The sequence below is a fragment of the Sphingosinicella sp. SM1-17 genome, assembly GCF_056821765.1.
This window is the reverse complement of the sequence record NZ_JBPDIO010000001.1, coordinates 2878376-2900240: the sequence shown is the minus strand read 5'-3', so window position 1 is coordinate 2900240 and position 21865 is coordinate 2878376. Positions and strand designations below refer to the sequence as shown.

The window sequence follows — 21865 nt, the reverse complement described above, 5'->3', positions numbered from 1 at the left end:
TGTCCAATCCGCTTTGCGCGGGGGCTCGGCCGCGCTAAGCCCCACCGCGATGTCCGTGCCTGCCTTTCCCGCCCTTCGAATGCGCCGCGTTCGGGCTCACGCCTGGAGCCGCGCCCTGGTCGCCGAAACAGTGCTGACTCCGTCCGATCTGATCTGGCCGCTCTTCGTGACCGACGGCCAGGCAATGGAGGAGCCGATCGCGACTTTGCCGGGAGTTTCGCGCTGGTCCATCGACAGGATTGGCGAGAAAGCGAAGGAGGCTCGCGCTTTGGGAATACCCTGCCTCGCCCTGTTTCCGAACACGCCCGCTAGCTTGCGGTCGGCCGGGGCTTCCGAGGCGCTCAACCCCGACAATCTCATCTGCCGGGCGGTGAGGGCGGTGAAGGAGGCGGCTCCGGAGGTCGGCGTTCTCACCGACGTGGCACTCGATCCTTATACCGAGCATGGTCATGACGGACTGGTCGATGAAAAGGGCTATGTACTCAACGACGAAACCGTCCGGATCCTCGCCGAGCAGGCGCTGGTCCAGGCAGAGGCCGGCGCGGATATCGTCGCCCCATCCGACATGATGGATGGGCGGATCGGCGCGATCCGTTCAGCTCTGGAGCAGGCTGGTCACGTCAACGTCCAGATCATGGCCTATGCGGCGAAATATGCGAGCGCCTTTTACGGACCGTTCAGGGACGCCGTGGGATCTCGCGGCCTTCTGAAGGGCGACAAGAAGAGCTACCAAATGGATCCCGCCAATTCCTCCGAGGCGCTGCGCGAAGTTGCCCTCGATATCGCCGAAGGGGCCGACCATGTGATGGTGAAGCCGGGTCTGCCCTATCTGGACATCATCCGGCGGGTAAAGGATCGCTTCGAAACTCCGGTCTTCGCCTACCAGGTGTCGGGCGAATATGCGATGATCGAAGCCGCCGCTGCCGCTGGCGCGGGTGACCGGGACTCGCTGCTGATCGAGACATTGTTGGCGTTCAAGCGCGCCGGCTGCTCGGGTGTGCTCACTTATCACGCGCCAGTCGCGGCGCGATTGCTCGCCGCGTGACGGAAGGACCTGATTTGGCCGGTGGAGCCGTCGGCAGAAGAGTGCAGGAGCGATATGCGCGTCCGCTGTTCCTGCTGACGATCATCACCGGATCGTTCCTGCTCTTCCTTACTCAGCCGATGATCGCGCGCATGGCGCTGCCGCGGATCGGCGGCGCTCCGGCCGTCTGGAACAGCGCCATGCTCGTCTATCAGCTGCTTCTTCTCGGCGGCTATGGCTATGCCCATTGGGTCGCTCGGCTCCGGCCGAGGAAGCAGGTCGGAATTCACCTCGTCCTGCTGGCTCTGGCGGCGCTCTGGCTGCCGATCGGGCTGGCTGGAGCGCTCCCCCCGCCCGAAGGTGAGCTGGCCTTCTGGGTGCCCTGGTTCCTGATCGCGTCGATCGGCCCGCTATTCTTCATCGTCTCGAGTCAGGCGCCGCTGATGCAGCGTTGGTATGCGCTGGAGACGAGCCGCGGCGACCCCTATCCGCTTTATGCCGCGTCCAATCTCGGAAGCTTCGCCGGGCTTCTGTCCTATCCCCTGATCGTTGAGCCGCTGTTGAGCCTGCAGCAGCAGAGCTGGTTGTGGACCGCAATCTATGCGCTGCTGGTGCTGCTCGTCTCGATATGCGCACTCACCGTGCCACCGGAAGCGGTCGAGGTCCGGCCCGAAGAGACGGCGCCTGCCCCGACTCGGCGTCAAATGCTGAACTGGATCGCACTGGCGGCCGTGCCTTCCGGGCTGATGCTGTCGACGACGACCCACCTCACGACCGACATCGTCGCCATGCCCCTGCTCTGGGCGCTGCCGCTGGGACTTTACCTTTTAAGCTTCGTGATCGCCTTCGCCGAGCGCAGAGGGATCGCGAACCTGCTTACGGTGGTCGCGCCGCTGATGATCCTGATTGCCGGCGGATTGGCTTTCACCGATGGCACACGCAATCCGTTCTTCTCCGCAACCCTGGGTCTCGTGCTGCTCTTTGTCGTCGCAGTCGCGCTCCACGCCGAGCTGTTCCGCCTCCGGCCGGCCGTAGGCCACCTCACCCGATTCTATCTCGCCATGTCCTTCGGGGGAATGCTGGGAGGTCTGTTCTGCGCCATCGTCGCACCGCTTCTGTTCGACTGGGCGTACGAACATCCGCTGCTGATTCTCGCGGCTGCCTTGCTGGTTCCGCAATATGCGCTCGTGCCTTGGCCGCCCAGATGGGAATGGCTGCTCCGGATCGTCCTGCCGGGATCAGCTTTCCTTCTGTCCTTCGCGACCGAGCGGGGCCTGCTGAGCTTTTCGGATTTCGGAACGATGGCAGGGAGCATCACCGTCTCGCTGGTCGCGCTCGCCTGCCTCGGCCGCCCCTGGGCGTTCGCCGCCAGTCTCGCCGCACTGATGCTCAGCTATGGCGGCTGGTCGACGATCGAGCGCTCGGCGGGGGATTCGCGGACCCGCTCCTATTTCGGGATATACGAGGTCAGCGTCCGCTATGACGGCTCGGCCCGGGTCCTGACCCATGGCACGACGCTCCACGGGATCCAGAACCTGAAGCCCGGGCTGGAGACGGTGCCGACCAGCTACTATGCGCGGCGCTCGGCCGTCGGCCTCGCCCTTGCCAATGCCGAGGCGCTTTACGGGCCGGCGGCACGGATCGGGGTGATCGGTCTCGGCAGCGGAACGCTCTCCTGCTACGCCCAGCCCGGTCAACGCTGGACCTTTTTCGAAATCGATCCGGCGATGGTCGAAGTCGCCCGAACCCGCTTCACCTTCCTCAGCCAGTGCGCTCCACAGGCAGAAGTGGTTCTGGGCGATGCCCGACTGACCCTCGCACGCCAGCCGGCGAACTCGATCGACGTTCTGGCGGTCGACGCATTCTCGTCCGACGCCGTGCCCATGCACCTTCTGACGAGGGAGGCGCTGGAGGTTTACGGTCAGGCGGTTCAGCGGGACGGCCTCGTCCTGTTCCACATCTCGAACCGCTATCTCGACCTCAAACCGGTCATCGCCGACATCGCGGAGCGCGGCGGCTGGTCAAGTGCGCTGCTGCAATATGTTCCCGACGAGGACGAGGAGGCATTGAACGCCACCATCTCGGTCTGGATCGCGCTGTCACGAAATCCGGCTACCATCGATCGTCTCGTTCAGTTGAGTGGATCAGACGGCGCCTATTGGGAGGTACTCGAGCCGACGCCCGGCTTCTCCGGATGGACCGACGATCATGCCTCGATCCTTCCGATCATCAACTATCCCGACTGGCTGGGGCTCGACTGAGATGCGGCTGATCGATTTCGAAGGGCATTCGCCAAAGCTCGATCCGACCGCCTTCGTCGCGCCCGGTGCACATCTGATCGGCAATGTCGAAATGGGTCCGGAGTCCAGCGTCTGGTACAGTTGCGTTCTTCGCGGGGACATGAACCTGATCCGGATCGGGGCTCGGAGCAACGTTCAGGACGGCACCGTCATCCACGTCGATCCGCCACGGCCGGGAGGCCCCGAAAACGGCTATCCCTGTCTCATCGGCGACGACGTGCTTATCGGGCACATGGCGATGGTCCATGGCTGCATCCTTCATGACCGCGCCTTTGTCGGCCTCGGCGCGATCGTCATGGACGGTTGCGAGATCGAGGGCGACGCGATGCTGGCGGCCGGGGCCATGCTGACCCCAGGCAAGCGGGTACCCTCCGGCCAGCTATGGGCCGGCCGTCCCGCCAAGTTCGTTCGCGATCTCAGTCTCGCCGACTTGGAAGGGATGCGGCTTGGCGCCCGGCATTATGTCGATCTATCGAGGCGCCACCGTCAGGCCCTCTCGGAAACCGCACAACCGCTGTCACCGCGCTAACCGCCTTTAGCGCCTGAGGCTCGCCCTTAGGGCGTCCATTCGCTGCTGCTGTTGAAGCGCCAGCCGCTCCACTGCCTGGATGGCGGCGTTGAGTGCGGCCCGATCCTCGGCAGCCGTCGCTTCGCCGGCCCGGTCGATCGCCAGCTCGTCGAGATTGGCCAACGCCCTCATCGTTCCGGCCCGGGCAGCTTCAAGCCGGGACAGCGCTTGTTGGGCGTCCACCCAGCCGTCGCTGCCCTCGGTCCCGGCTCGACCGACGATCGCCGCCGCTGAGGGGGCTTCCGCTTCGAAGGCGGCTTGTCCGGCCCTCGCCTGGGCGGCGAACTCTTCGACCTGCCGGCGCAGCTCCGGATCCGAGGGGATGTCGATCGCAGGACGCAGCGGAGCTTCGGTCGATCGATCCAGTTCGACGTCGCGCAGCGCCAGCGATGGGAAATCTCCCTCGCTGACACAAGCGGACAGGCTAAATGCCGCAGCCAGGGCCGCGGCAACGTGAGGGGTTCGAGAGGTCACCGCGACCTTCCTATTCCCGTCACAGTCGTCCGGCAACGGGGGTTGCGCGCTGTGATTCCAGCTCCTATGTGGCGCTCTCCCGCGCGCCCGTAGCTCAGCTGGATAGAGCACCAGACTACGAATCTGGGGGTCAGAGGTTCGAATCCTTTCGGGCGCGCCACATTCCCTTGAACACTGCGACATTTCGGCAAGAGCAGCCGGTTGCAAGGCTTAGCCGCGACACTCACGTCGATCGGCCGTTCGGCCGTATGACTTCGGCATCGGACAAGATCGGCGACCAGCTGGCTCGGGCGATCAACATCGCTCCCGCTTGACGGCGCCAGGTCCTGCCGGGGTACAGCCGAACACGGCGAACAGTCCCGAAGGGGTCCAACTCGCCTGGCGCATCGAGTCCGAACCGATCTGTACGGAACTTTTCCATCCCCAGGGCGCTCGTGCTCAGCACGAAGGAGGGCTGGGGTGGAACTCGACGCGCTACTTCTATCGCGGATTCAGTTCGCCTTCGTCGTTTCGTTCCATATTCTCTTCCCCGCCTTCACTATCGGCCTCGCGAGCTGGCTGTGGATGCTGGAGGCCATGTGGCTGCGCACGAAGCGCACCCTCTACATCGAACTGTTTCGATTCTGGGTGAAGCTCTTCGCCATCTCCTTCGGTCTCGGAGTCGTTTCCGGAATCATCATGAGCTATCAGTTCGGCACGAACTGGAGCCGCTTCTCCTACATTGCCGGTCCGGTGGTCGGCCCACTGATGCAGTATGAGGTCATCACCGCCTTCTTCATGGAGGCGTCCTTCCTCGGGATCATGCTGTTTGGCTGGAACAAGGTCGGCCCGAAGCTTCATTTCTTCGCAACTTCCATGGTGGCGCTGGGCACCTTGCTCTCGTCCTTCTGGATCATCTCCACCAACAGCTGGATGCAGACGCCGGCGGGCTTCGCAATCGAGAACGGGCGGTTCGTCCCCACGGATTGGTGGCAGATCGTCTTCAATCCTTCCTTTCCCAACCGCATCGTTCACATGGTTCTGGGTGCCTATCTCACGACCTGCTTTGTGGTGGCCGGCGTATCCGCTTGGCAGCTCTGGAGAGGCAAGGCCGTCGAACACGCCAAGACCTCGTTTTCGATGGCAATGTGGTTCGCGGCGATCGTAGCGCCGATGCAGATCGTGGCCGGTGACCTTCAGGGATTGGCGGTGCTTGACCAGCAACCCACGAAGTTGGCCGCCATCGAGGGCCATTGGGAAACCCGAGCGGGTGCACCGCTCATCCTGTTCGCCTTGCCCAACGAGGAAGAGGAGCGGAACGATTATGAGATTGCTATTCCCAAGCTGGGCAGCATCATCCTTGTGCACGATCCGAACGGCGTCATTCGCGGGTTGAAGGAATGGCCCAGAGAAAATCGGCCGCCGGTGAAGATCCCGTTCTACTCGTTCCGGATCATGGTAGCGATCGGCTTCGCGATGCTCTTCATTGGCCTTGCCGGCCTGTACCTTCGGTGGCGAAAGCGCCTTTATCAAAGCAGGTGGTTCTTGTTCGCCTGCATGGCCATGACTCCAAGTGGCTTCATAGCCGTCCTGACGGGTTGGTTCACGGCGGAAGTGGGGCGTCAGCCCTGGGTAGTCTATGGCTATCTTCGGACCGCCGATGCGGTTTCACCCATTCCGGCTGCCAGCGTCGCCACGTCCCTCGCCACGTTCTTCATCGTCTATTTGGCGATATTCGGTGCTGGCACCTACTACATGCTGAAGCTGATCGCGGCCGGTCCTAAGACGTCAGATGTCGATTCGCCGACCCCTGGCCACGCCCGCTACGACAAACGGCCCAAGCGCCCGCTCTCCGTACTCGATGAAAGTCCTGATCCTAGCGATCCGACGGAGCCGGCCCGATGAACATGGACGTCACCATCATCTGGACGGCGGTGATCGCCTTCGCTGTCTTCATGTACGTTCTGCTTGACGGGTTCGACCTGGGACTGGGCATCCTGTTTCCACTCATGCAGGACGAGCGCGAACGCGATGTCGCGATGAATTCGGTGGCACCGATCTGGGACTTCAACGAAACTTGGCTGATCGTTGGTGCAGCCGGACTTTTCGGTGCATTTCCGCTCGCTTATGCAACTCTGCTCCCTGCCTTCTACCTGCCGATTCTGGTGATGTTGATAGCCCTTGTTTTCAGGGGCGTCGCCTTCGAGTTCCGGTTCAAGGTTCATGAGCACAAGCCGTTCTGGAGCCGCGCCTTCTTCTTCGGCTCGTTCTTCGCGACCTTCTCGCAGGGCATCGTTCTTGGTGGGTTCGTCCAAGGCGTCCGCGTCGAGAATAGCCAATATGCCGGCGGCGCGTTCGACTGGCTGACTCCCTTCAGCTTGTTCACTGGGCTCGCACTCGTCGCCGGTTATGCGCTTCTCGGGGCAACATGGATTGTCGCGAAATCCACCGGCAGGCTGCACGATTGGGCGCGGCAAACTTCGGTCAAGCTGGTTCTGACGGTGATCGGACTGATGGTCATTGTGAGCCTGTGGGTCCCGTTCCTCAGCCCGCAAATCGCGAGCAGATGGTTTTCGTGGCCGAACATAGCCTTCCTGTCGCCGGTGCCCCTGCTTGTCGCCGGGACGGGCTACGCGCTCTTCCGGACTGTCCGCCGTGCGCAGGGGAGGGACATCCTTCCTTTCCTTCTGACGATGATACTGTTCCTGCTGGGATTTCTGGGCCTTGCCATCAGCCTTTGGCCCAATCTGATACCGCCCGACATCAGCATCTACGAGGCAGCTGCTCCCCGCTCCAGTCAGCTATTCCTGCTGGTGGGAATGCTGGCTCTTCTGCCTGTTCTCCTGGGGTACTTCGCGTACACCTACTGGGTCTTCCGCGGGAAGGTCGGAGAGGACGTCGGATACGACCATTGAGGCTGCTGATTTGCCACAGCCAAGTCGAACGCTCGCGCTGAAGTGTCTGAAACCGTAAGTCTTTGCTAAGGCTGCATCGCCAATCGTCTCGCACGCTGACGGGCCATATGCTAGGCTTTTCGAGCAGAACGACGGAGATGGGGATGAAGGGAATTGCGAAGGGGCTTCTGCTTGGGGTGATGCTCCTGGGCGGTTCGTCTGCGTTTGCGCAGTCTCGCCCCGTCGGCGCGATTTCCGTCGGTCAGACGATTTCCGGCGAGATCAGCCCGAACGACGTTCAGCGGCGCTCCGGCAAGTTTGAGGACGTTTATCTACTCCAGGGCCGTCGAGGCGGAAGGATCGATCTTCGTCTCGCTTCCGACGATTTCGACTCCTACCTCGTCGTGACCGGACCGGGTGGCTTCAGTCTCTCAAACGATGACGAGCCGGGGCAGGGGGAGGCGCTTCACAGCCGCCTCGTCATCGAGCTGCCGGTCGACGGCGAGTACCGGGTCGCCGTCACCACATATCGTGCCGGAGAGACTGGACGTTACCAGCTCCAGGCCTCGGATCCGCCGGCCGGACTTGCTGTCTCACGCTCCGAGCCGGCGGAGCCGATCCAGATTGGCGCGAGCGTGCAGGGTCGGCTAGGGCAAAGCGACGGAAGGCTTGCGTCCGGCGAATATAGCGATTCTTATCGTTTCTCGGCTCGGCGCGGGCAGCGGATCCGCGCCGAACTGACGGCCGGCAAGTTCGACACCTATCTCATGCTTCGTCGGCCCGATGGCACCCAGGACGACAATGACGACAGCCTGTTCGATGGTCAGGCCTCGACCAACAGCCGAATCGACACGGTGCTGGCGGAGGACGGTGAATATGTTCTCGTCGCCACCTCCTATCGTCCGGGCGAGACCGGAGACTACCGCCTGACCCTTGCTGAAAGTCCGGGTCTGCCTCGCCAGGCCGGAGTGCCCGGAGGCCCTCGAGTACTGGCGCTTCTGATCGGCGTGTCGGACTATGGCGGGCGGACCTCCAACCTGCCGAACACCGACCAGGACGCTCGGCAGCTCTTCGAAAGCCTTCGCGGAGCCGGCCTGCTCCATCCCGCCAGCATGGTACTGACCAACGAACAGGCGACGACCAAGGGCGTCGGCGCTGCGTTCGCCCGAGCCGCGGCGCAGGCCGGACCGGATGACCTGTTCATGTTCTTCTTCTCGGGCCATGGCGATCAGATCGATGTCGAGCGGAGCGCCGCCGAGCTGGATGGACGAAGTGAGACCATCGAGCTCTTCGACGCGGCGATGACGGATGCCGAACTTCACCGCCTCTTTGCCGGGGTGAACAGCCGAATGGCGATGGTGGTGATCGACGCCTGTTATGCCGGCGGCTTTCGGAATCTGGTCGATCGTCCCAACGTGATGGGGCTTTTCAGCTCCGAGGAGGATCTCACGAGCCTCGTTGCCAGTCGGTTCAAGGCGGGGGGCTTTCTGTCCTATTTTCTTCGCTCCGGAATGAGCGGCGAAGCGGATGATGATGGCGACCGCATCGTGACCGCCGGGGAGCTTGCGACCTATGTGCGTCGCCGATTCCGGCGCGAGGGCGACATTCCGGCGACCACTCGCGAGGACGAGCGCAACTTTCAAAACCTGCTGATCGAGCGCGGCGGAGTCCATGTCGACGACGTCGTGGTCAGGCTGGGCGGGCCGGTCCGGGTTGCCGAAGCTTCGCTCCAGCCCAGGTCGCCGTCGACTCGTGTTGAGATCCAGGCTGATGCCAAGCGCTTCCGCTCGAAAGCCGATCAGTAGGCCAGCCGGAAATGGATCCTTTGGGGGCCGATCGGGCAGGTCCGGCCATCCGGAACATAGCTCGGGTAAAAGCGGGCTCGCTCCACGATCTTCCGTCCTGCCTCGCTGAAGACGAAGGCCGGATAGGAGATCAACGTCCTGACGCCGGTCGGCCGGCCCTCGGGAGAGACATCGGCCTGCGTGACGGTCCAACCTTCAAAGCCCCAGCGAAGCGCTTCATTGGGGAAGTCCGAGGAGGAGGCAGGTAATCGTCGACCGCGCCGAGGAAGCCAACATGGCTCCGCCCCTGGCCCGATCGCCTCATAAGCTGCTCGAGCCGCGGCAACATCGCCGCTGGCGGCATGGATCGCCGTCAGCAGCGCGTTCACTCGGACTCGCAGTTGCGGCTCCCGAAGCACCTCGGGCAGCGCGCTCAGCTCCGTTGCTAGCTGCATGGCCCGATCCTCTCTGCCCTCTCCGAAATGATGCTGCGTTTCCGCGATCCGTACCATGGCGCTGGCGACCGGCTCGCGAGCAACTTCGGGCAAGGAAAGCAGGGCTTCATGATCGACCTGGTCATCGTCCGCTTGTTCCCGCAACGCCCGGCCAAGCTGCAGGGCGAGAGAGCCGACGACGAGGCCTGGCGCTTGAGCTTCGGACGTGAGCAGCAAAGCCCTTCGAAGAAGCTGAACGCGCTCGGCCGGCGCGACCGCACTGTGCCTCGCCATCTGGACTGCCGCAGCGGCGAGCCGGACCCGGTCCGGCGGATTCGACCGCTCTGCAGCGGCGAGTCGATCGCGAAGCTGGGCAATGGGTGCGGCAGGGACATCGGCATCGGCGCTCTCGCGGTCTACCAGAGTCCGCCATGGGCCGAGCGCGTCATCTTCCATGGGCGGGTGGGCAGGTTCGATCGTGGTGCAGCGAATCTCGACGCGGGAGACTGATCGAAGGAGCGGCGCGACATTTTCCAGTCGGTCGGCACGAAAGGTCCATCGGGACACGGCACGCGCAAAGGCGAGGGCGCTGGCTCCCTGGCGCGAGGCATAGACCGGCAGGGCGTGGCCGACCGTGCCGTCGGCAAGTACCGAGAATTCGACCACGGCAACGTCCTGCGGGCGCAAGTCGTCCTCGCCGCAACGTGGAGGCATGATTCCGGCATTCGGGACCAGCGCGCCGCGTTCGAACCGCCCGGCACCGGTATAGGCAAGATAGCGGCGGGCCCGCTCGACGTCGCCGGTCAGCAGGGCCGCGAGGGCGAGGTCGGAACGGGCGACCAGGTCCGCGCGGTCGACTCTCAAGGTGAGATTCCCGAGCAGCCGGAGCGCCGTTTCGAGAGAGTCCCTGGCCTCGCGGTGGCGCCCCAGGTTCAGCAAAGCTCTGCCCCTGAGAGTGTGGAAGTAACCCTGCACCTGGCGATCGACGGGCGATCTCGCCGCCGCGGCGATGGCCTCGTCAGCCCTGCGGAGGGCCGCGCCGGGATCCTCGAACAGCAAGGTCTGGATCAGTCCGCGATAGACCAGCAGCTTTTCTTCCGGCGGGACCGGGATCTCGACAGCCCTGCGATACTGCGACTGCGCCTCTCCATAGGCCAGGCGACCCTCGCTGATCCGGCCGAGCGTCGTGAGAGCGCGGAATCGATCGCTGTTCAGCGTTTCATCATCCGCCGGCAGGTGCGGGAGCGCCGATCGAAGGATCGGTTCCGCCTCTTCCGTTCGGCCGAGTTCGATCAAGGATTCCGCCTTGCGAACGCGGACGACTGCGAGGCTGCGGGGACTGCGGATGTCGGCTTCGAGCGCGGTGAACAGACGGAGCGCCTCTTCCCAATTGGAGGCCTCAAGTGCGGCGGAAGCCGCGTCGAACTGCTGCTGAACGGACTGGGTGGCGGGTCGATCGGGAACCTGCGCCGATTGGCTTGCGATCGCAAGCGCCGTCGCCGTGAGCCCAAAGTAAAAAAATGACATGGATTCCCCTCTGTTCCGTAACCTACAGACGAGATCTTGGGATTCAACCCGATTTGAAGCAAAAGTTTGAAATTATTCCTGAACAAATACTCCGTCTTCTCGTTGCTACTGCAGAATGGAGAAGGACATGCCGGCCAAGGAAGAAAAGCTCCCGCTGCACGACGAGGCGCAAGCCCGCGAGAAATGGCGCGGCGGCGAAACCCTGATCGAGAAGGGCGAGAATCTCGGGCTTCCCGCCAGCGAAGTCGATAACAGCAAGATCGCCAGAGACGATTCTGGCGAGGACGGTCGCCCCGGAAAAGGCGGACCGGGAACTATCCCGCCGCCGGACTGACGCGGGGCGTCAGGGAGGCAAGGGATCGCCGCCGGACTGACGCGGGGCGTCAGGGAGGCAAGGGATCGCCGCCGGACTGACGCGGGGCGTCAGGGAGGCAAGGGATCGCCGCCGGACTGACGCGGGGCGTCAGGGAGGCAAGGGATCGCCGCCGGACTGACGCGGGGCGTCAGGGAGGCAAGGGATCGCCGCCGGACCCGCAATGCTTGAGACGCGACAGGTCCGGCGGCAGTCGAGCAGCCGAGCCGGTTCGTCCCTCGTCAGTCGCCGACGTGCTCGGGTTTGCCCTTGCGCTTCGTCGACGCCATCTTCTCGAGTTCCTTCTCGCTCATCGATTCGGCCATCTGCTTGGATGGCCCCTTGAGCTGGCTCTTCGGCGTGTCGCCGCGCTTGGCCGACAATGCGGCACCGGCGGCCTTCTGCTGAGCGGCGGATTTGGCAGGCATGGCCGATCTCCTTTCGAACGGAGAACGGCTCGTGGCGAGCCACGGTTCCTCAGAGCAGCTGGTCGAGGTCGAGCTGTCCGTATAGCGCCTGGCGCGCACTCTCGATTCTCGCCCAGAGTTCGGGATCGGCGAGGTCGGGTGGGGCGATCTTTTCCGGCCAATGCTGGGCGATGCATTCGGCAATGCGGTCGAGCTTCGCTTCGTCTACCAGGAACCGGGGATCGACGGTCATGGGGTCGGCGGCAACGCGGAGGCGAAGGCAGGCGGGACCACCGCCATTCGCCATCGACTGGCGGACGTCGACGACGCACAGCTTGCGGATCGCCCCGTTCCCGCCCACCATCGCTTCGAGCCAGGCCCAGACGCTGGGCGTCTCACGGGCCTCCTCCGGAAGGATCAACGCCATGCCGCCTTCTGGAAGAGTGACCAGCTGAGCGTTGAACAGGTAGGATTTGATCGCGTCTTCGAGGCTGATCACGGTTGCGGGTACCTCGACGATCTCGAGTTCCGGAACGGATCGTTTCAGCGCCGCGTAAAAGCCGGGCCGGTCCTCGAAGGCCTGCTCATGCGCGAAGAGAACGTTTTCATTGGCTACGGCGACGACGTCGTTGTGGAAGGCGCCGGCTGCGATCGCCGTTTCGGACTGAGCGACGAACAAGGTTCGCTCCGGATCGAGGCAATTCAGCCGGGCGACCGCCCTCGACGCCTCGACATGCTGCCTTGCCGGGAATTCGCCGCCGCGCACGCCGTAGACGAAGACCTCGACGCCAGGCCCGTCGTGTCTGGCGCCGAGCCGCATGTGATTGGCCGCTCCCTCGTCGCCGAAGGTTGCGGGGACAGGCGCGTGAACGGCGAAATGGGCGTCGTCGGCGAAGGCGAGCCGAAGCTGAGCGAGGGTCTCCGGCCACTCGTGGCTTCGATGCGGCATCGTCCGGAGGTTCGCGACCGTCAGATGGCAGCGGCCGTCCGAGGTATCCGGGGCAGGGGATACCGTTGCCGCATTGGCTGCCCACATCGCCGAAGCGGAGAATGCGGCCGGGCGTAGCGAATCGGGAACGTCCTCAAGGGAGGTGCCGAGCGCTTCGAGCCAGCCACGGTTCGGTCGTCGATGGGGAAGCAGGACGCCCTGAGCCAATCCAAGGCGAAGATTGTGCCGCATCTTGGCGATGCCCTGAAGCGCGGCGTCGCGCGGATAGGCGACCATGCCCTTGTTGGTTGTGGATGCGATATTGCCGAGGCTGAGCCCGGAATAATTGTGGCTGGGCCCGATGATTCCGTCGAAATTGATTTCCAGGAGGGACATCGATCAGCGTCCCATTGCGAGGAAGCTGTCGCCGGGCTTCAACCCCAGCAGCGACACGCTTTCGGGGTCGAGCGTGGCTGTGCCTTCATTGTCCGGATACATGCGGCCGTAGCAGGCGGCAAAATTCTTCAGCTTTCCTGCGGCCAGCAGCACCCTTTGCCCCCCCTCCCGATCGCTCGCGCCGCTGAGCGAGAAAGTCCGAGATTCCCGAATGGTCCGGATTTCGTCGGTGGCGGCGCACATGGTCGGGCCGCCGTCGAAAATGTCGACATAGCCGTCGCCCCTGAAGCCTTCATTCTCCAGCATTCTCATCGCGGCCTTGCCGGATGGGTGAGGCACTCCGAGCACCGCCCGGGCGCTGTCGGGAAGCATCGCCGTATAGATCGGAGTCTTGGGCATCAGGTCGGCGATGAACTGAGTGCCATGCTTGCCGTTGAACTCGTCCGCTTCCTGGAAGCTCATGCCGAAGAAGCGGCCGGCGATCGCATCCCAGAAGGGGGACCCTCCGGCTTCGTCTATGACTCCGCGAAGTTCGGCGATGACCTTGTCGGCGAAGCGTTCGCGGTTGAGCTTGATGAAGAGATAGCGGCTGCGCGCGATCAGCATTCCAAGGCCGCCGGCGCGTTCGCCAGGGTGAAGGAACAGTCCGCCAACCTCGGAACAGCCTTCGAAGTCGGTGCAGAGGATCAGCATCTCTGCCTTGAACGTCCGGTTGAGTTCGCGCGACGTCTGGGTCAGGGTTGCGAGGCGGTAGCTGTAGAAGGGCTGCTGCATGCCCACCTTGCTGAAGATCTGGCAGGTTCCCCGGATCTGCTGCGTTTCGGCATTTTCCAGAACGAACATGAAGAGGTCGCCTTCAGGGCTGCCCTCCTCCTGCGAGAAGGCGGAGTCGGAACGGGCAAGCTTGGTAACCAGCGTTCCCCGATCGGGCGGCAGATTGGTGAAGCCGCCGCCGGTGAGCTTCGCCATTTCGTAGATCGCGTCGAAGTCCTCGTTGCGGATCGGTCGGATGCGAAAGCTCACGGTTTCTCCCCATTGGCGAGGCGCAGGATCGTCAGCGCGGAAAGTTGTGCGCGCTCGACCAGGCTCTCGACGATCAAAAATTCATCGGCCGAATGAATGGCGCCGCCTCGAACTCCCATCGTATCGACCACAGGCACGCCGCAGGCAGCGATGTTGTTCCCATCGCAAACCCCGCCTGTGTCGCGCCAGCCGATCTCCTGGCCCAGATCGACGCCGCACTGGCGGACGAGCTCGAAGAGCCTGCCGGTCCGAGGATCCATCGGCTTGGGCGGTCGTGCGAATCCGCCATGGAGATGAACGCGCACGTCGTGCTCGGCCGCGACCGCGGCGATCGCCTCTTGGATGATCGTCTGGGCGCTGGCCTGGTCCTCAAGCGTGGTCGGGCGCAGATTGACCCGGAGGACGGCCCTGTCGGGCACGACATTGTTCGGCCCGCCGCCATCGATCCTGGCGGGATTGATCTTCAGGCCGGGCGTCCTGGCTTTGGCGAGCCGCAGGGCGAGGTCGGCTGCGGCGAGCAGAGCATTTCTTCCCTGTTCGGGATTGCGGCCCGCATGAGCGCTTCGGCCTTCCACGAACAGCGAGAAATTGCCGCTTCCGGGTCGGGCCCCGGCAAGCGTTCCGTCCGGAAGCGCCGAAGGCTCGTAGGTCAGCGCAGCAAGTTTCCCATGTGCGGCTTCGGCGATCAGTGTTGCCGATCCGGGCGATCCGACTTCCTCGTCGCTGTTGATCACGACCTCGTAGCCGATCCGCCCGGCCAACGGCGAAGCCTCCAATGAGCGGAGGGCGGCGAGCATCACCGCAATGCCGCCCTTCATGTCGGCCACTCCCGGGCCGCCCAGCACACCTTCCTCGCGCCAGAAGACGTTCTGGAAGGGGTGATCAGGACCGAACACCGTATCCATGTGGCCGGTCAGCAGGATCTGTACGGGAGCTTGCGGACGAACCCTGAGATGCAGGTTGCGGCCATGAGCGACCGCAGCGAGTGAGCCGTCAGCCTCCATTCTCTCTACGGGGGCCGGCTCGACCAGTGCAAGATCGCCGGGCAGGACGGAGAAGGCCTCCGCAAGATTGCCACCGACCTCTTCCAATCCCTGCAGATTTCGCGATCCGCTGTTGATTGCAGACCATTGCCGTACCTGCTCCAGCAGAGGCGGTTCGGCGCAACGTTCCACCGCCGCCGCTTCGATGCTCGAAAGTCCCCGCATGGCGAGCCTGTAGCCGTGGGAAGCGGCTAAAGCCAATCCGCGAAGGTCCGGAGTACCTCCTCGTAGAGCTTCTTCTTGAACGGCACGATCATGACCGGGAGTTCGCTGGGTTCTGCCCACTTCCAGGCGCGAAACTCCGGATGCGCCGTGGCGAGATCGACGTCGCTGTCCTGGCCAAGGAAGCGCGCCAGGAACCAGGTCTGCCGCTGGCCGCGCCAGGGCTCCTTCCAGACCTTGCCGACAAGATCGTCGGGCAGGTCATAGGTCAGCTCTTGCTTCGCGCGATCGAGAATCTCGACCAGATCGGCGCGAATGCCCGTCTCCTCCTCCAGTTCGCGCAGAGCGCCCTCGAGCGGTTCCTCGCCCGGGTCGAGGCCACCCTGCGGCATCTGCCAGGCCTCGAGCGTGCTATCGAGCCGCTGGCCTACCCAGACCTTCTTCTGGTCGTTGATCAGCATGATGCCGACCGCTGGACGATAGCCGGACCGGTTCATTGACGAGCCTCCGCTAGAATGAGCTTCAGGGCGGCAACGCAGCCCGCGACGTCTTCCACCGCCGAGGGGATGGCTCGTCGCAAGTTGATGAAGCCGTGGATCTGTCCGCTGGCTTCGCGATAAATGGTCGGAACGCCGGCGTCGATGCAGGCGGCGGCATAGGCTCGCCCCTGGTCGCGGATCGGATCGAGGCTGGCTGTCACGACCAGGGTCGGCGGCATGCCCGTCTGACTCTTCAGCAGCGGGGCATAGCGCCAGTCCCGGGGATCGCCGCAATAGCAGCGGTCGAACCAGTCCATGCTGAGCCGGTTCAACAAATAGCCTTCCGCGAAATCCTTCTTTGAGGGATAGCCTTTCACAGGATCGGCGGCGGGATAGATCGGCCATTGCGCAAGGACCGGGACCTGCGCCGGCTCGTCGCGAAGGGCGAGGCAGGTGACGATCGTGAAATTACCGCCGGCGCTGTCGCCGGCCACGACGAGACCCGTCACTTCACGTCCGAGCGCTGCCGGGCTTGCCGCCGCCCAGCGCGCCGCGGCGATCGAGTCCTCGACCCCGGCTGGCCAGGGATGTTCCGGTGCGAGCCGATAGTCGACCGCGAGGACCGGCAAGTCCAGCGCTCGGGCCATCTCCGCGCAAAATGGCTCGTGAGTGTCGAGATCGCCGAAAACGAAGCCGCCGCCATGGAAGAACAGGAGGAGGGGTCCGGGGTCGCGCCGCTCCCGCGAATCGAAAAGCCGAAGCGGAATTTCTCCGGCGGGACCGGGGCAGGACAGGTCTCGGATCAAGGCGAGCGGGCCGGTCGGAAGATCCGCCACGTGCCGCGACTTGCGCATCATCGTCCGGGCTTCTTCCGGGCCCGCTTCATAGGTCTGCGGCCCAGGCAGGTTGTTCAGATAATCGAGGAACAGCCGCACGTCTGGACGCACATAGGGGTCGATCACGAACAACTCCGGTTTCACAAGCGATTCGGACCTCCTATCTAGGCGAATGCGTCCGCGCGCCACAGGTTGTGACTATGTGCGCACGCGGCTAGGCATGAAGCGAAGCATCAAAGGAACCCGCCTTGGCCACGGCCACTCACTATCTCACGCCTGAAGAAGCCGGTTCGGCCGAAGCGCCTGAAGCGGTTGTCGTCCGTTTCGCCGGGGATTCCGGTGACGGAATGCAGTTGACGGGTGGACAATTCACGCTTTCGACCGCGCTTGCCGGAAATGATCTCGCCACCTTTCCGGACTTTCCGGCAGAGATTCGGGCGCCGCAGGGAACGACGTTCGGAGTCTCCGCCTTCCAGATCAATTTCGGCTCGGCGGCGATCGAGACGGCCGGTGACGCGCCCGACGTCCTGATCGCGATGAATCCGGCGGCTCTGAAGACCAATGTCGGGGATCTCAAGCCGGGCGGCCTGATCATCGCCGACGAAGGTGAATTTGGCGCCCGCAATCTCGCCAAGGCAGGCTATGAGAACAATCCGCTCGAGGATGGATCGCTGGCCCGCTGGCAGGTCGTTCGGTTCAACATCAGCCAGCTGACCCTCGACGCCGTCAAGCCGTTCGGCCTCGGCAACAAGGAAGCCCTGCGCTGCAAGAATATGTGGACCTTGGGGCTGGCGCTGTGGATGTTCGACCGCGACCGCCAGCCGATCGAGAATTGGCTCAAGGCCAAGTTCGCCAAGGCGCCCCAATTGGCCGAGGCGAATATCGCCGCTCTCAATGCCGGTCACGCCTTTGGCGAGACCGCGGAAATCGGTTCGCCGCTCAAGCAGCACCATATCGACCCGGCACCGGCCGAGCCGGGCCTTTACCGCACGGTCACCGGGGCCGAAGCGATCTCGCTCGGCCTCGTCGCCGGCGCCAACCTGGCCAGCCTGCCAATGTTCTTCGGCGGCTATCCGATCACGCCCGCAAGCGCGATCCTTCACCATCTGTCGCGCCTCAAGGAATATGGAGTCACCACCTTCCAGGCGGAGGACGAGATTGCGGCGATTGCGGCCGCGATCGGCGCCAGCTTTGCCGGTCAGCTCGGAGTGACGTCCTCGTCTGGGCCGGGAATAGCGCTGAAGACCGAAGCCATGGGCCTGGCGATCATGACCGAGCTTCCGCTCATCATCGTCAATTCGCAGCGTGGCGGCCCGTCCACCGGTCTCCCGACGAAGACCGAGCAGTCCGATCTTTATCAAGCGGTCTATGGCCGCAACGGCGATGCACCGCTCCCGGTAATTGCCGCCCGATCGCCTGCCGACGCGTTCGACTGCGCGATCGAAGCCTGCCGGATCGCCGTGCAATACATGACTCCGGTCATGCTTCTCACCGACGGCTATATCGCCAATGCCGCGGAGCCGTGGCGAGTGCCCGACATGGCCGTCTACCCGCGCTTCCCGGTCCGCTTCCACGACACGCCTCCGGCCGAGGGGGAGGGGGTGAACCCCTATGCCCGCGACGAGAAGCTCGCTCGGGTCTGGATCAAGCCGGGTACCCCGGGACTTCGGCACCGCATCGGCGGGATCGAAAAGAATGTCGGCACCGGCCATATCGATTATGCGCCGGAGAACCATCAGGCCATGACGGACATCCGCGCAAACAAGGTGCTCGGAGTTGCCGATTCCCTTCCCGATCAGGACGTCTGCCTCGGCGAACCGGGGGGAAGGCTCGTCGTGGTGGGCTGGGGATCGACCTTCGGTCCCATTCATCAGGCCGTCCGGCGTGCGCGTCGCCGGGGGCTCGACGTCAGCCACGTCCATATTCGTCACATCTGGCCGCTGCCGAAGAATCTGGGCGATCTACTTCGCTCCTATGAGCGGGTGATCGTTCCCGAAATGAACAAGGGCCAGTTGAAGACGCTTCTTCGCGACCAGTATCTCGTCGATGCGCGACCGGTGAACAAGGTTTCGGGCCAGCCCTTCAAGATCGCCGAGATCGAAACCGCCATCGAGGAAGCGCTTGCATGAACCCGCCGCGGCTCATTCCGCTGGTGTTGATGCTGATCGTCGTGGTCGCGATCATCTATTATCTGAACTGAGGAATTTTCCGATGACCGAGATGGTCAAGCTGACCCCCAAGGATTTCGCCACCGACCAGGAGGTTCGCTGGTGCCCCGGCTGCGGCGACTATGCCGTTCTGAAGGCGGTCCAGCGGACCATGCCCGATCTCGGGGTCGACCCTTCGAGGACGGTCTTCATCTCCGGCATCGGCTGCTCGAGCCGCTTTCCCTATTATATGGAAACCTACGGCTTCCATACGATCCACGGGCGCGCACCGGCGATCGCCACCGGAGTGAAGCTGGCCAATCCCGAGCTGGACGTGTGGATCGTCACCGGCGACGGCGACGCTCTGTCGATTGGCGGCAATCACACGATGCATATCCTTCGGCGCAATCTCGATTGCCAGATCCTGCTGTTCAACAACGAGATATATGGACTCACCAAGGGGCAATATTCCCCTACCAGTCGGGTCGGCACGCGATCGCCCTCGACTCCCTTCGGGTCGGTGGACCGGCCGGTGCGTCCCTGCGCCTTCGCGCTCGGTTCGGGGGGGCGCTTCGTCGCCCGAGCGATCGACGTTCACAAGAATCTGCCCGACGTGCTGAAGGCGGCCCATGCCCACAAGGGCGCTGCCTTCGTGGAAATCTTCCAGAACTGCATCGTCTACAATGACGACGTGTTCGCGCCCTTCACCGCCAAGGACAATGCCGGCAAGCAGCTCTGGCTGAAGCCGGGGGAACCAATGCTGTTCGATGGCGGAACCAAGGGGCTGACCCTCGACCGGGAGGCGCTCAACCTCAAGGTGGTCGATGTCGTCGACGGGGATTGGCAAGCCGCCGACGTGATCGTCCACGATCCGAAGAACAAGGCCGTCGCCCACATGCTGATCGACATGCCGTTCGGCAGCTTCCCGATGGCTCTCGGCGTGATCTACGACGATCCGCGTCCCACCTTCGAGAGCGCGATCCTTCGCCAGAACGAGGAAGCAGCGGTCGGCAAGGCGCCGGACCTTCAGGCGCTCGTGTCCAAGGGGCAGACCTGGCAGGTCACCAAGGAACCGCGTGAAATCTGAAGCCGACGCTTGCAGGCTCGACCAATCCGCCGCACTTTGGATCCGTGACGGCTCGGGGGAAACATCTGGTCGCAGCGGACCGGGGCTTCGCCACTGGCGGCGGCCTGATCGCGCGCATCTTCGCCGGCGGCGTCTCGCGAGTGTTCGATCGCATCGACCGCGGCCTCGTTCACGGCCGGCTGGAGACGATCCTTCCTGACGGAAGGCTTCACATTCTCGGCGGTCGCGGCGAGGGACCTGCCGCCATCGTCAACCTGAGAAGCTGGCGACCACTCATCCGGCTCGCCACGTCGGGGTCGGTCGGCTGGTACAAGGCCTGGGCGAACGGCGAATGGGCCAGTCCCGATCCGGTGGCGGTATTCGCAATCTTCTCGCTCAACGCCGTTTCGCTGGGCGATACCGCCAGGGCGAAGGGGCCCTGGAGGCTGATCAATCGCGCCGCCCATGCCTTTCGAGCGAACGACAAGTCGCGGGCGCGGCAGAATATCGAGCATCATTACGATCTCGGAAACGATTTCTACGCCGCCTGGCTCGATCCGACGATGACCTATTCGAGCGCCATCTTCGCCGAGCCGATCTCGGCCGAGGAGGCACTGGAGAAAGCGCAGGAGCGCAAGATCCGGCTGTTGCTCGACCGTCTCGAATTGAAGTCAGGAGACTCGCTGCTCGAGATCGGCTGCGGGTGGGGCGGATTGATGGAGGCCGCGGCTCGTCACTACGACGTTCGCGTGACCGGACTCACCCTTTCCAGCGAGCAGAAGGTCTATGCCGAAAAGCGGCTCCGGGACGCCGGATTGGCGGATCGGTCGTCAATCCAGCTTGTCGACTATCGCGACGCCAGCGGCGAATTCGATGCCGTGGCGTCGGTCGAAATGGTCGAGGCGGTCGGCCAGGAATATTGGCCGGATTATCTCGAGAGCATTTCCCGGCTCCTGAAACCAGACGGCAGGGCGGCGCTCCAACTCATCTCCATTCGCGAGGAACTGTTCGAACGCTATGCCGCCAACGCCGATTTCATCCAGACCTACATCTTCCCGGGCGGCCTGCTGATCAGCGAGGAGCGCTTTCGCCGGATCGCCGAACGGACCGGGCTGCAATGGCGGGATCGCCGCGGCTATGGGCTCCATTATGCCGAAACGCTTCGACGCTGGCGGCTGGATTATGACAATGCGGTGCGGGAAGGGAGATTTCCCGACGGATTCGACGAGGCCTTCCACAATCTGTGGCGCTATTATCTCATGTACTGCGAAGGGGGCTTTCGCGGCGGTGGAATCGACGTCGCCCAGGTTACTCTGGTCAAGTCCTAGACGCGTAGGCTAACGACCGATTTCCAGCCGATGGCCGGTTTCGAAGTCGAAGGTCAGAAGGTCGGCGATCGCGTCGGCAACCGCGCTCGGCGGTTTCAGAGTCGCCGGATCCTCGCCCGGATAGGCTTTGGCGCGCATCTGGGTCGCCGTCGCGCCCGGGTCTACGATCGCCACCTTGACCGCGGATAGATTGCGAACTTCCTCGGCATAGCTCAGCACCAGAGTGTCCAGCGCGGCCTTGGACGCTCCATAGGCACCCCAATAAGCGCGAGGAGATTTGCCGACACTGGAGGTGACGCTGACCAGCCGACCGGCCGGGCTGCGCCTCAGCATCGCATCGAAAGCCGCGATCAGCGCCTGCTGCGCGAGCAGGTTGAGGGTCAGGACCTTGTTGAACTCCTTGCCGTCGATCTGCGCCACCGGAGACAGCGAGCCCAGCATGGCGGCATTGAGGACAAGGATGTCGAGCGCTTCCCAGCGGCTGCTCACGGCCTGGGAGAGGCGGGCGATGCTGTCCCGCTCCGTCAGGTCGAGCGGAGCGATCGTCGCCGATCCGCCGGATGCGTGGATTCGTTCCTCCACCTGCTCCAGCTCATCTGCCTTGCGCGCCGTCAGGATCACGTGGGCGCCCGCGCGCGCAAGGGCCTCGGCGGTCGCAGCGCCGATTCCGCGGCTTGCGCCGGTGACCAGCGCCAGCTTTCCGTCCATCTTCCC

Annotated in this window: 19 protein-coding genes and 1 tRNA gene; 11 read left to right on the top strand and 9 right to left on the bottom strand. The window is 63.8% G+C overall.

Going from position 1 to position 21865, the window contains the following annotated elements:
• The first annotated feature begins 49 nt into the window (after positions 1 to 49).
• Genes hemB through ACRYLT_RS14500 form a run of 3 tightly spaced genes read left to right on the top strand, consistent with a single transcriptional unit; the run spans position 50 to position 3853 of the window.
• Entirely contained in the window at positions 50 to 1045 is a 996-nt protein-coding gene (gene hemB / locus ACRYLT_RS14510) for a porphobilinogen synthase (protein WP_482664796.1), read from the top strand.
• 41 nt (positions 1046 to 1086) lie between these two features.
• Positions 1087 to 3285 (top strand): fused MFS/spermidine synthase, encoded by a 2199-nt coding sequence (locus ACRYLT_RS14505; protein WP_482664795.1) that lies wholly within the window; start codon positions 1087 to 1089, stop codon positions 3283 to 3285.
• 1 nt (position 3286) lies between these two features.
• Positions 3287 to 3853, top strand: a complete 567-nt coding sequence (locus tag ACRYLT_RS14500; protein WP_482664794.1) for a gamma carbonic anhydrase family protein — start codon at positions 3287 to 3289, stop codon at positions 3851 to 3853.
• 6 nt (positions 3854 to 3859) lie between these two features.
• Here the strand turns inward: ACRYLT_RS14500 and ACRYLT_RS14495 are convergent, their stop codons facing one another.
• Positions 3860 to 4366 carry a hypothetical protein gene (locus ACRYLT_RS14495; RefSeq protein WP_482664793.1) on the bottom strand — a complete coding sequence of 169 codons (507 nt, stop codon included), beginning with the start codon at positions 4364 to 4366 and terminating at the stop codon, positions 3860 to 3862.
• An 83-nt stretch (positions 4367 to 4449) separates the two neighbouring features.
• Here ACRYLT_RS14495 and ACRYLT_RS14490 point away from each other — a divergent pair.
• The 4 genes from ACRYLT_RS14490 (at position 4450) to ACRYLT_RS14475 (ending at position 9044) form a co-directional block, all read left to right on the top strand.
• Positions 4450 to 4526: transfer RNA gene (locus ACRYLT_RS14490), tRNA-Arg, on the top strand.
• 299 nt (positions 4527 to 4825) lie between these two features.
• Positions 4826 to 6250, top strand: a complete 1425-nt coding sequence (locus ACRYLT_RS14485) for a cytochrome ubiquinol oxidase subunit I (protein ID WP_482664792.1) — start codon at positions 4826 to 4828, stop codon at positions 6248 to 6250.
• Complete coding sequence (cydB, locus tag ACRYLT_RS14480; RefSeq protein WP_482664791.1) at positions 6247 to 7260, top strand: cytochrome d ubiquinol oxidase subunit II; 1014 nt, start codon at positions 6247 to 6249, stop codon at positions 7258 to 7260. Before ACRYLT_RS14485 ends, cydB begins: the two co-directional genes overlap by 4 nt.
• Before the next feature lie 143 nt (positions 7261 to 7403).
• Positions 7404 to 9044 carry a caspase family protein gene (locus tag ACRYLT_RS14475; RefSeq protein WP_482664790.1) on the top strand — a complete coding sequence of 547 codons (1641 nt, stop codon included), beginning with the start codon at positions 7404 to 7406 and terminating at the stop codon, positions 9042 to 9044.
• Here the strand turns inward: ACRYLT_RS14475 and ACRYLT_RS14470 are convergent.
• The gene (locus tag ACRYLT_RS14470) at positions 9038 to 10984 is read right to left on the bottom strand and encodes an energy transducer TonB (protein WP_482664789.1); all 1947 of its coding nucleotides are present in this window, start codon (positions 10982 to 10984) and stop codon (positions 9038 to 9040) included. The two genes, ACRYLT_RS14475 and ACRYLT_RS14470, sit on opposite strands and share 7 nt — an antisense overlap.
• Positions 10985 to 11111: 127 nt before the next feature.
• Between ACRYLT_RS14470 and ACRYLT_RS14465 the strand changes: the two genes are divergently transcribed.
• Positions 11112 to 11318: a hypothetical protein gene (locus ACRYLT_RS14465; RefSeq protein WP_482664788.1), complete on the top strand. Its 207-nt coding sequence runs from the start codon at positions 11112 to 11114 to the stop codon at positions 11316 to 11318.
• 260 nt (positions 11319 to 11578) lie between these two features.
• Here the strand turns inward: ACRYLT_RS14465 and ACRYLT_RS14460 are convergent, their stop codons facing one another.
• Genes ACRYLT_RS14460 through ACRYLT_RS14435 form a run of 6 tightly spaced genes read right to left on the bottom strand, consistent with a single transcriptional unit; the run spans position 11579 to position 16736 of the window.
• Positions 11579 to 11764 carry a DUF3008 family protein gene (locus ACRYLT_RS14460; RefSeq protein ID WP_482664787.1) on the bottom strand — a complete coding sequence of 62 codons (186 nt, stop codon included), beginning with the start codon at positions 11762 to 11764 and terminating at the stop codon, positions 11579 to 11581.
• Positions 11765 to 11813: 49 nt separating this feature from the next.
• Positions 11814 to 13067: an N-succinylarginine dihydrolase gene (locus ACRYLT_RS14455; RefSeq protein WP_482664786.1), complete on the bottom strand. Its 1254-nt coding sequence runs from the start codon at positions 13065 to 13067 to the stop codon at positions 11814 to 11816.
• A 3-nt stretch (positions 13068 to 13070) separates the two neighbouring features.
• Positions 13071 to 14090, bottom strand: coding sequence for an arginine N-succinyltransferase (locus ACRYLT_RS14450; RefSeq protein WP_482664785.1), 1020 nt, complete (start codon positions 14088 to 14090; stop codon positions 13071 to 13073).
• Entirely contained in the window at positions 14087 to 15298 is a 1212-nt protein-coding gene (locus ACRYLT_RS14445) for a hydrolase (protein WP_482664784.1), read from the bottom strand. The genes ACRYLT_RS14450 and ACRYLT_RS14445 overlap by 4 nt, the downstream gene beginning before the upstream one ends.
• A gap of 26 nt (positions 15299 to 15324) precedes the next feature.
• Entirely contained in the window at positions 15325 to 15792 is a 468-nt protein-coding gene (locus ACRYLT_RS14440; RefSeq protein WP_482664783.1) for an RNA pyrophosphohydrolase, read from the bottom strand.
• A complete protein-coding gene (locus tag ACRYLT_RS14435; RefSeq protein ID WP_482664782.1) occupies positions 15789 to 16736 on the bottom strand; it encodes an alpha/beta hydrolase in 948 nt (315 codons plus the stop codon). Before ACRYLT_RS14435 ends, ACRYLT_RS14440 begins: the two co-directional genes overlap by 4 nt.
• Before the next feature lie 122 nt (positions 16737 to 16858).
• Here ACRYLT_RS14435 and ACRYLT_RS14430 point away from each other — a divergent pair, with 122 nt between their 5' ends.
• The 3 genes from ACRYLT_RS14430 (at position 16859) to ACRYLT_RS14420 (ending at position 21151) form a co-directional block, all read left to right on the top strand.
• Positions 16859 to 18739, top strand: a complete 1881-nt coding sequence (locus ACRYLT_RS14430) for a 2-oxoacid:acceptor oxidoreductase subunit alpha (RefSeq protein WP_482664781.1) — start codon at positions 16859 to 16861, stop codon at positions 18737 to 18739.
• Positions 18740 to 18821: 82 nt separating this feature from the next.
• Entirely contained in the window at positions 18822 to 19844 is a 1023-nt protein-coding gene (locus ACRYLT_RS14425; protein ID WP_482664780.1) for a 2-oxoacid:ferredoxin oxidoreductase subunit beta, read from the top strand.
• A 44-nt stretch (positions 19845 to 19888) separates the two neighbouring features.
• Positions 19889 to 21151, top strand: coding sequence for a class I SAM-dependent methyltransferase (locus ACRYLT_RS14420; RefSeq protein ID WP_482664779.1), 1263 nt, complete (start codon positions 19889 to 19891; stop codon positions 21149 to 21151).
• A gap of 9 nt (positions 21152 to 21160) precedes the next feature.
• On the opposite strand, the gene ACRYLT_RS14415 is transcribed toward ACRYLT_RS14420, so the two are convergent.
• Positions 21161 to 21859, bottom strand: a complete 699-nt coding sequence (locus ACRYLT_RS14415; protein WP_482664778.1) for an SDR family NAD(P)-dependent oxidoreductase — start codon at positions 21857 to 21859, stop codon at positions 21161 to 21163.
• Between the last annotated feature and the right edge of the window lie 6 nt (positions 21860 to 21865).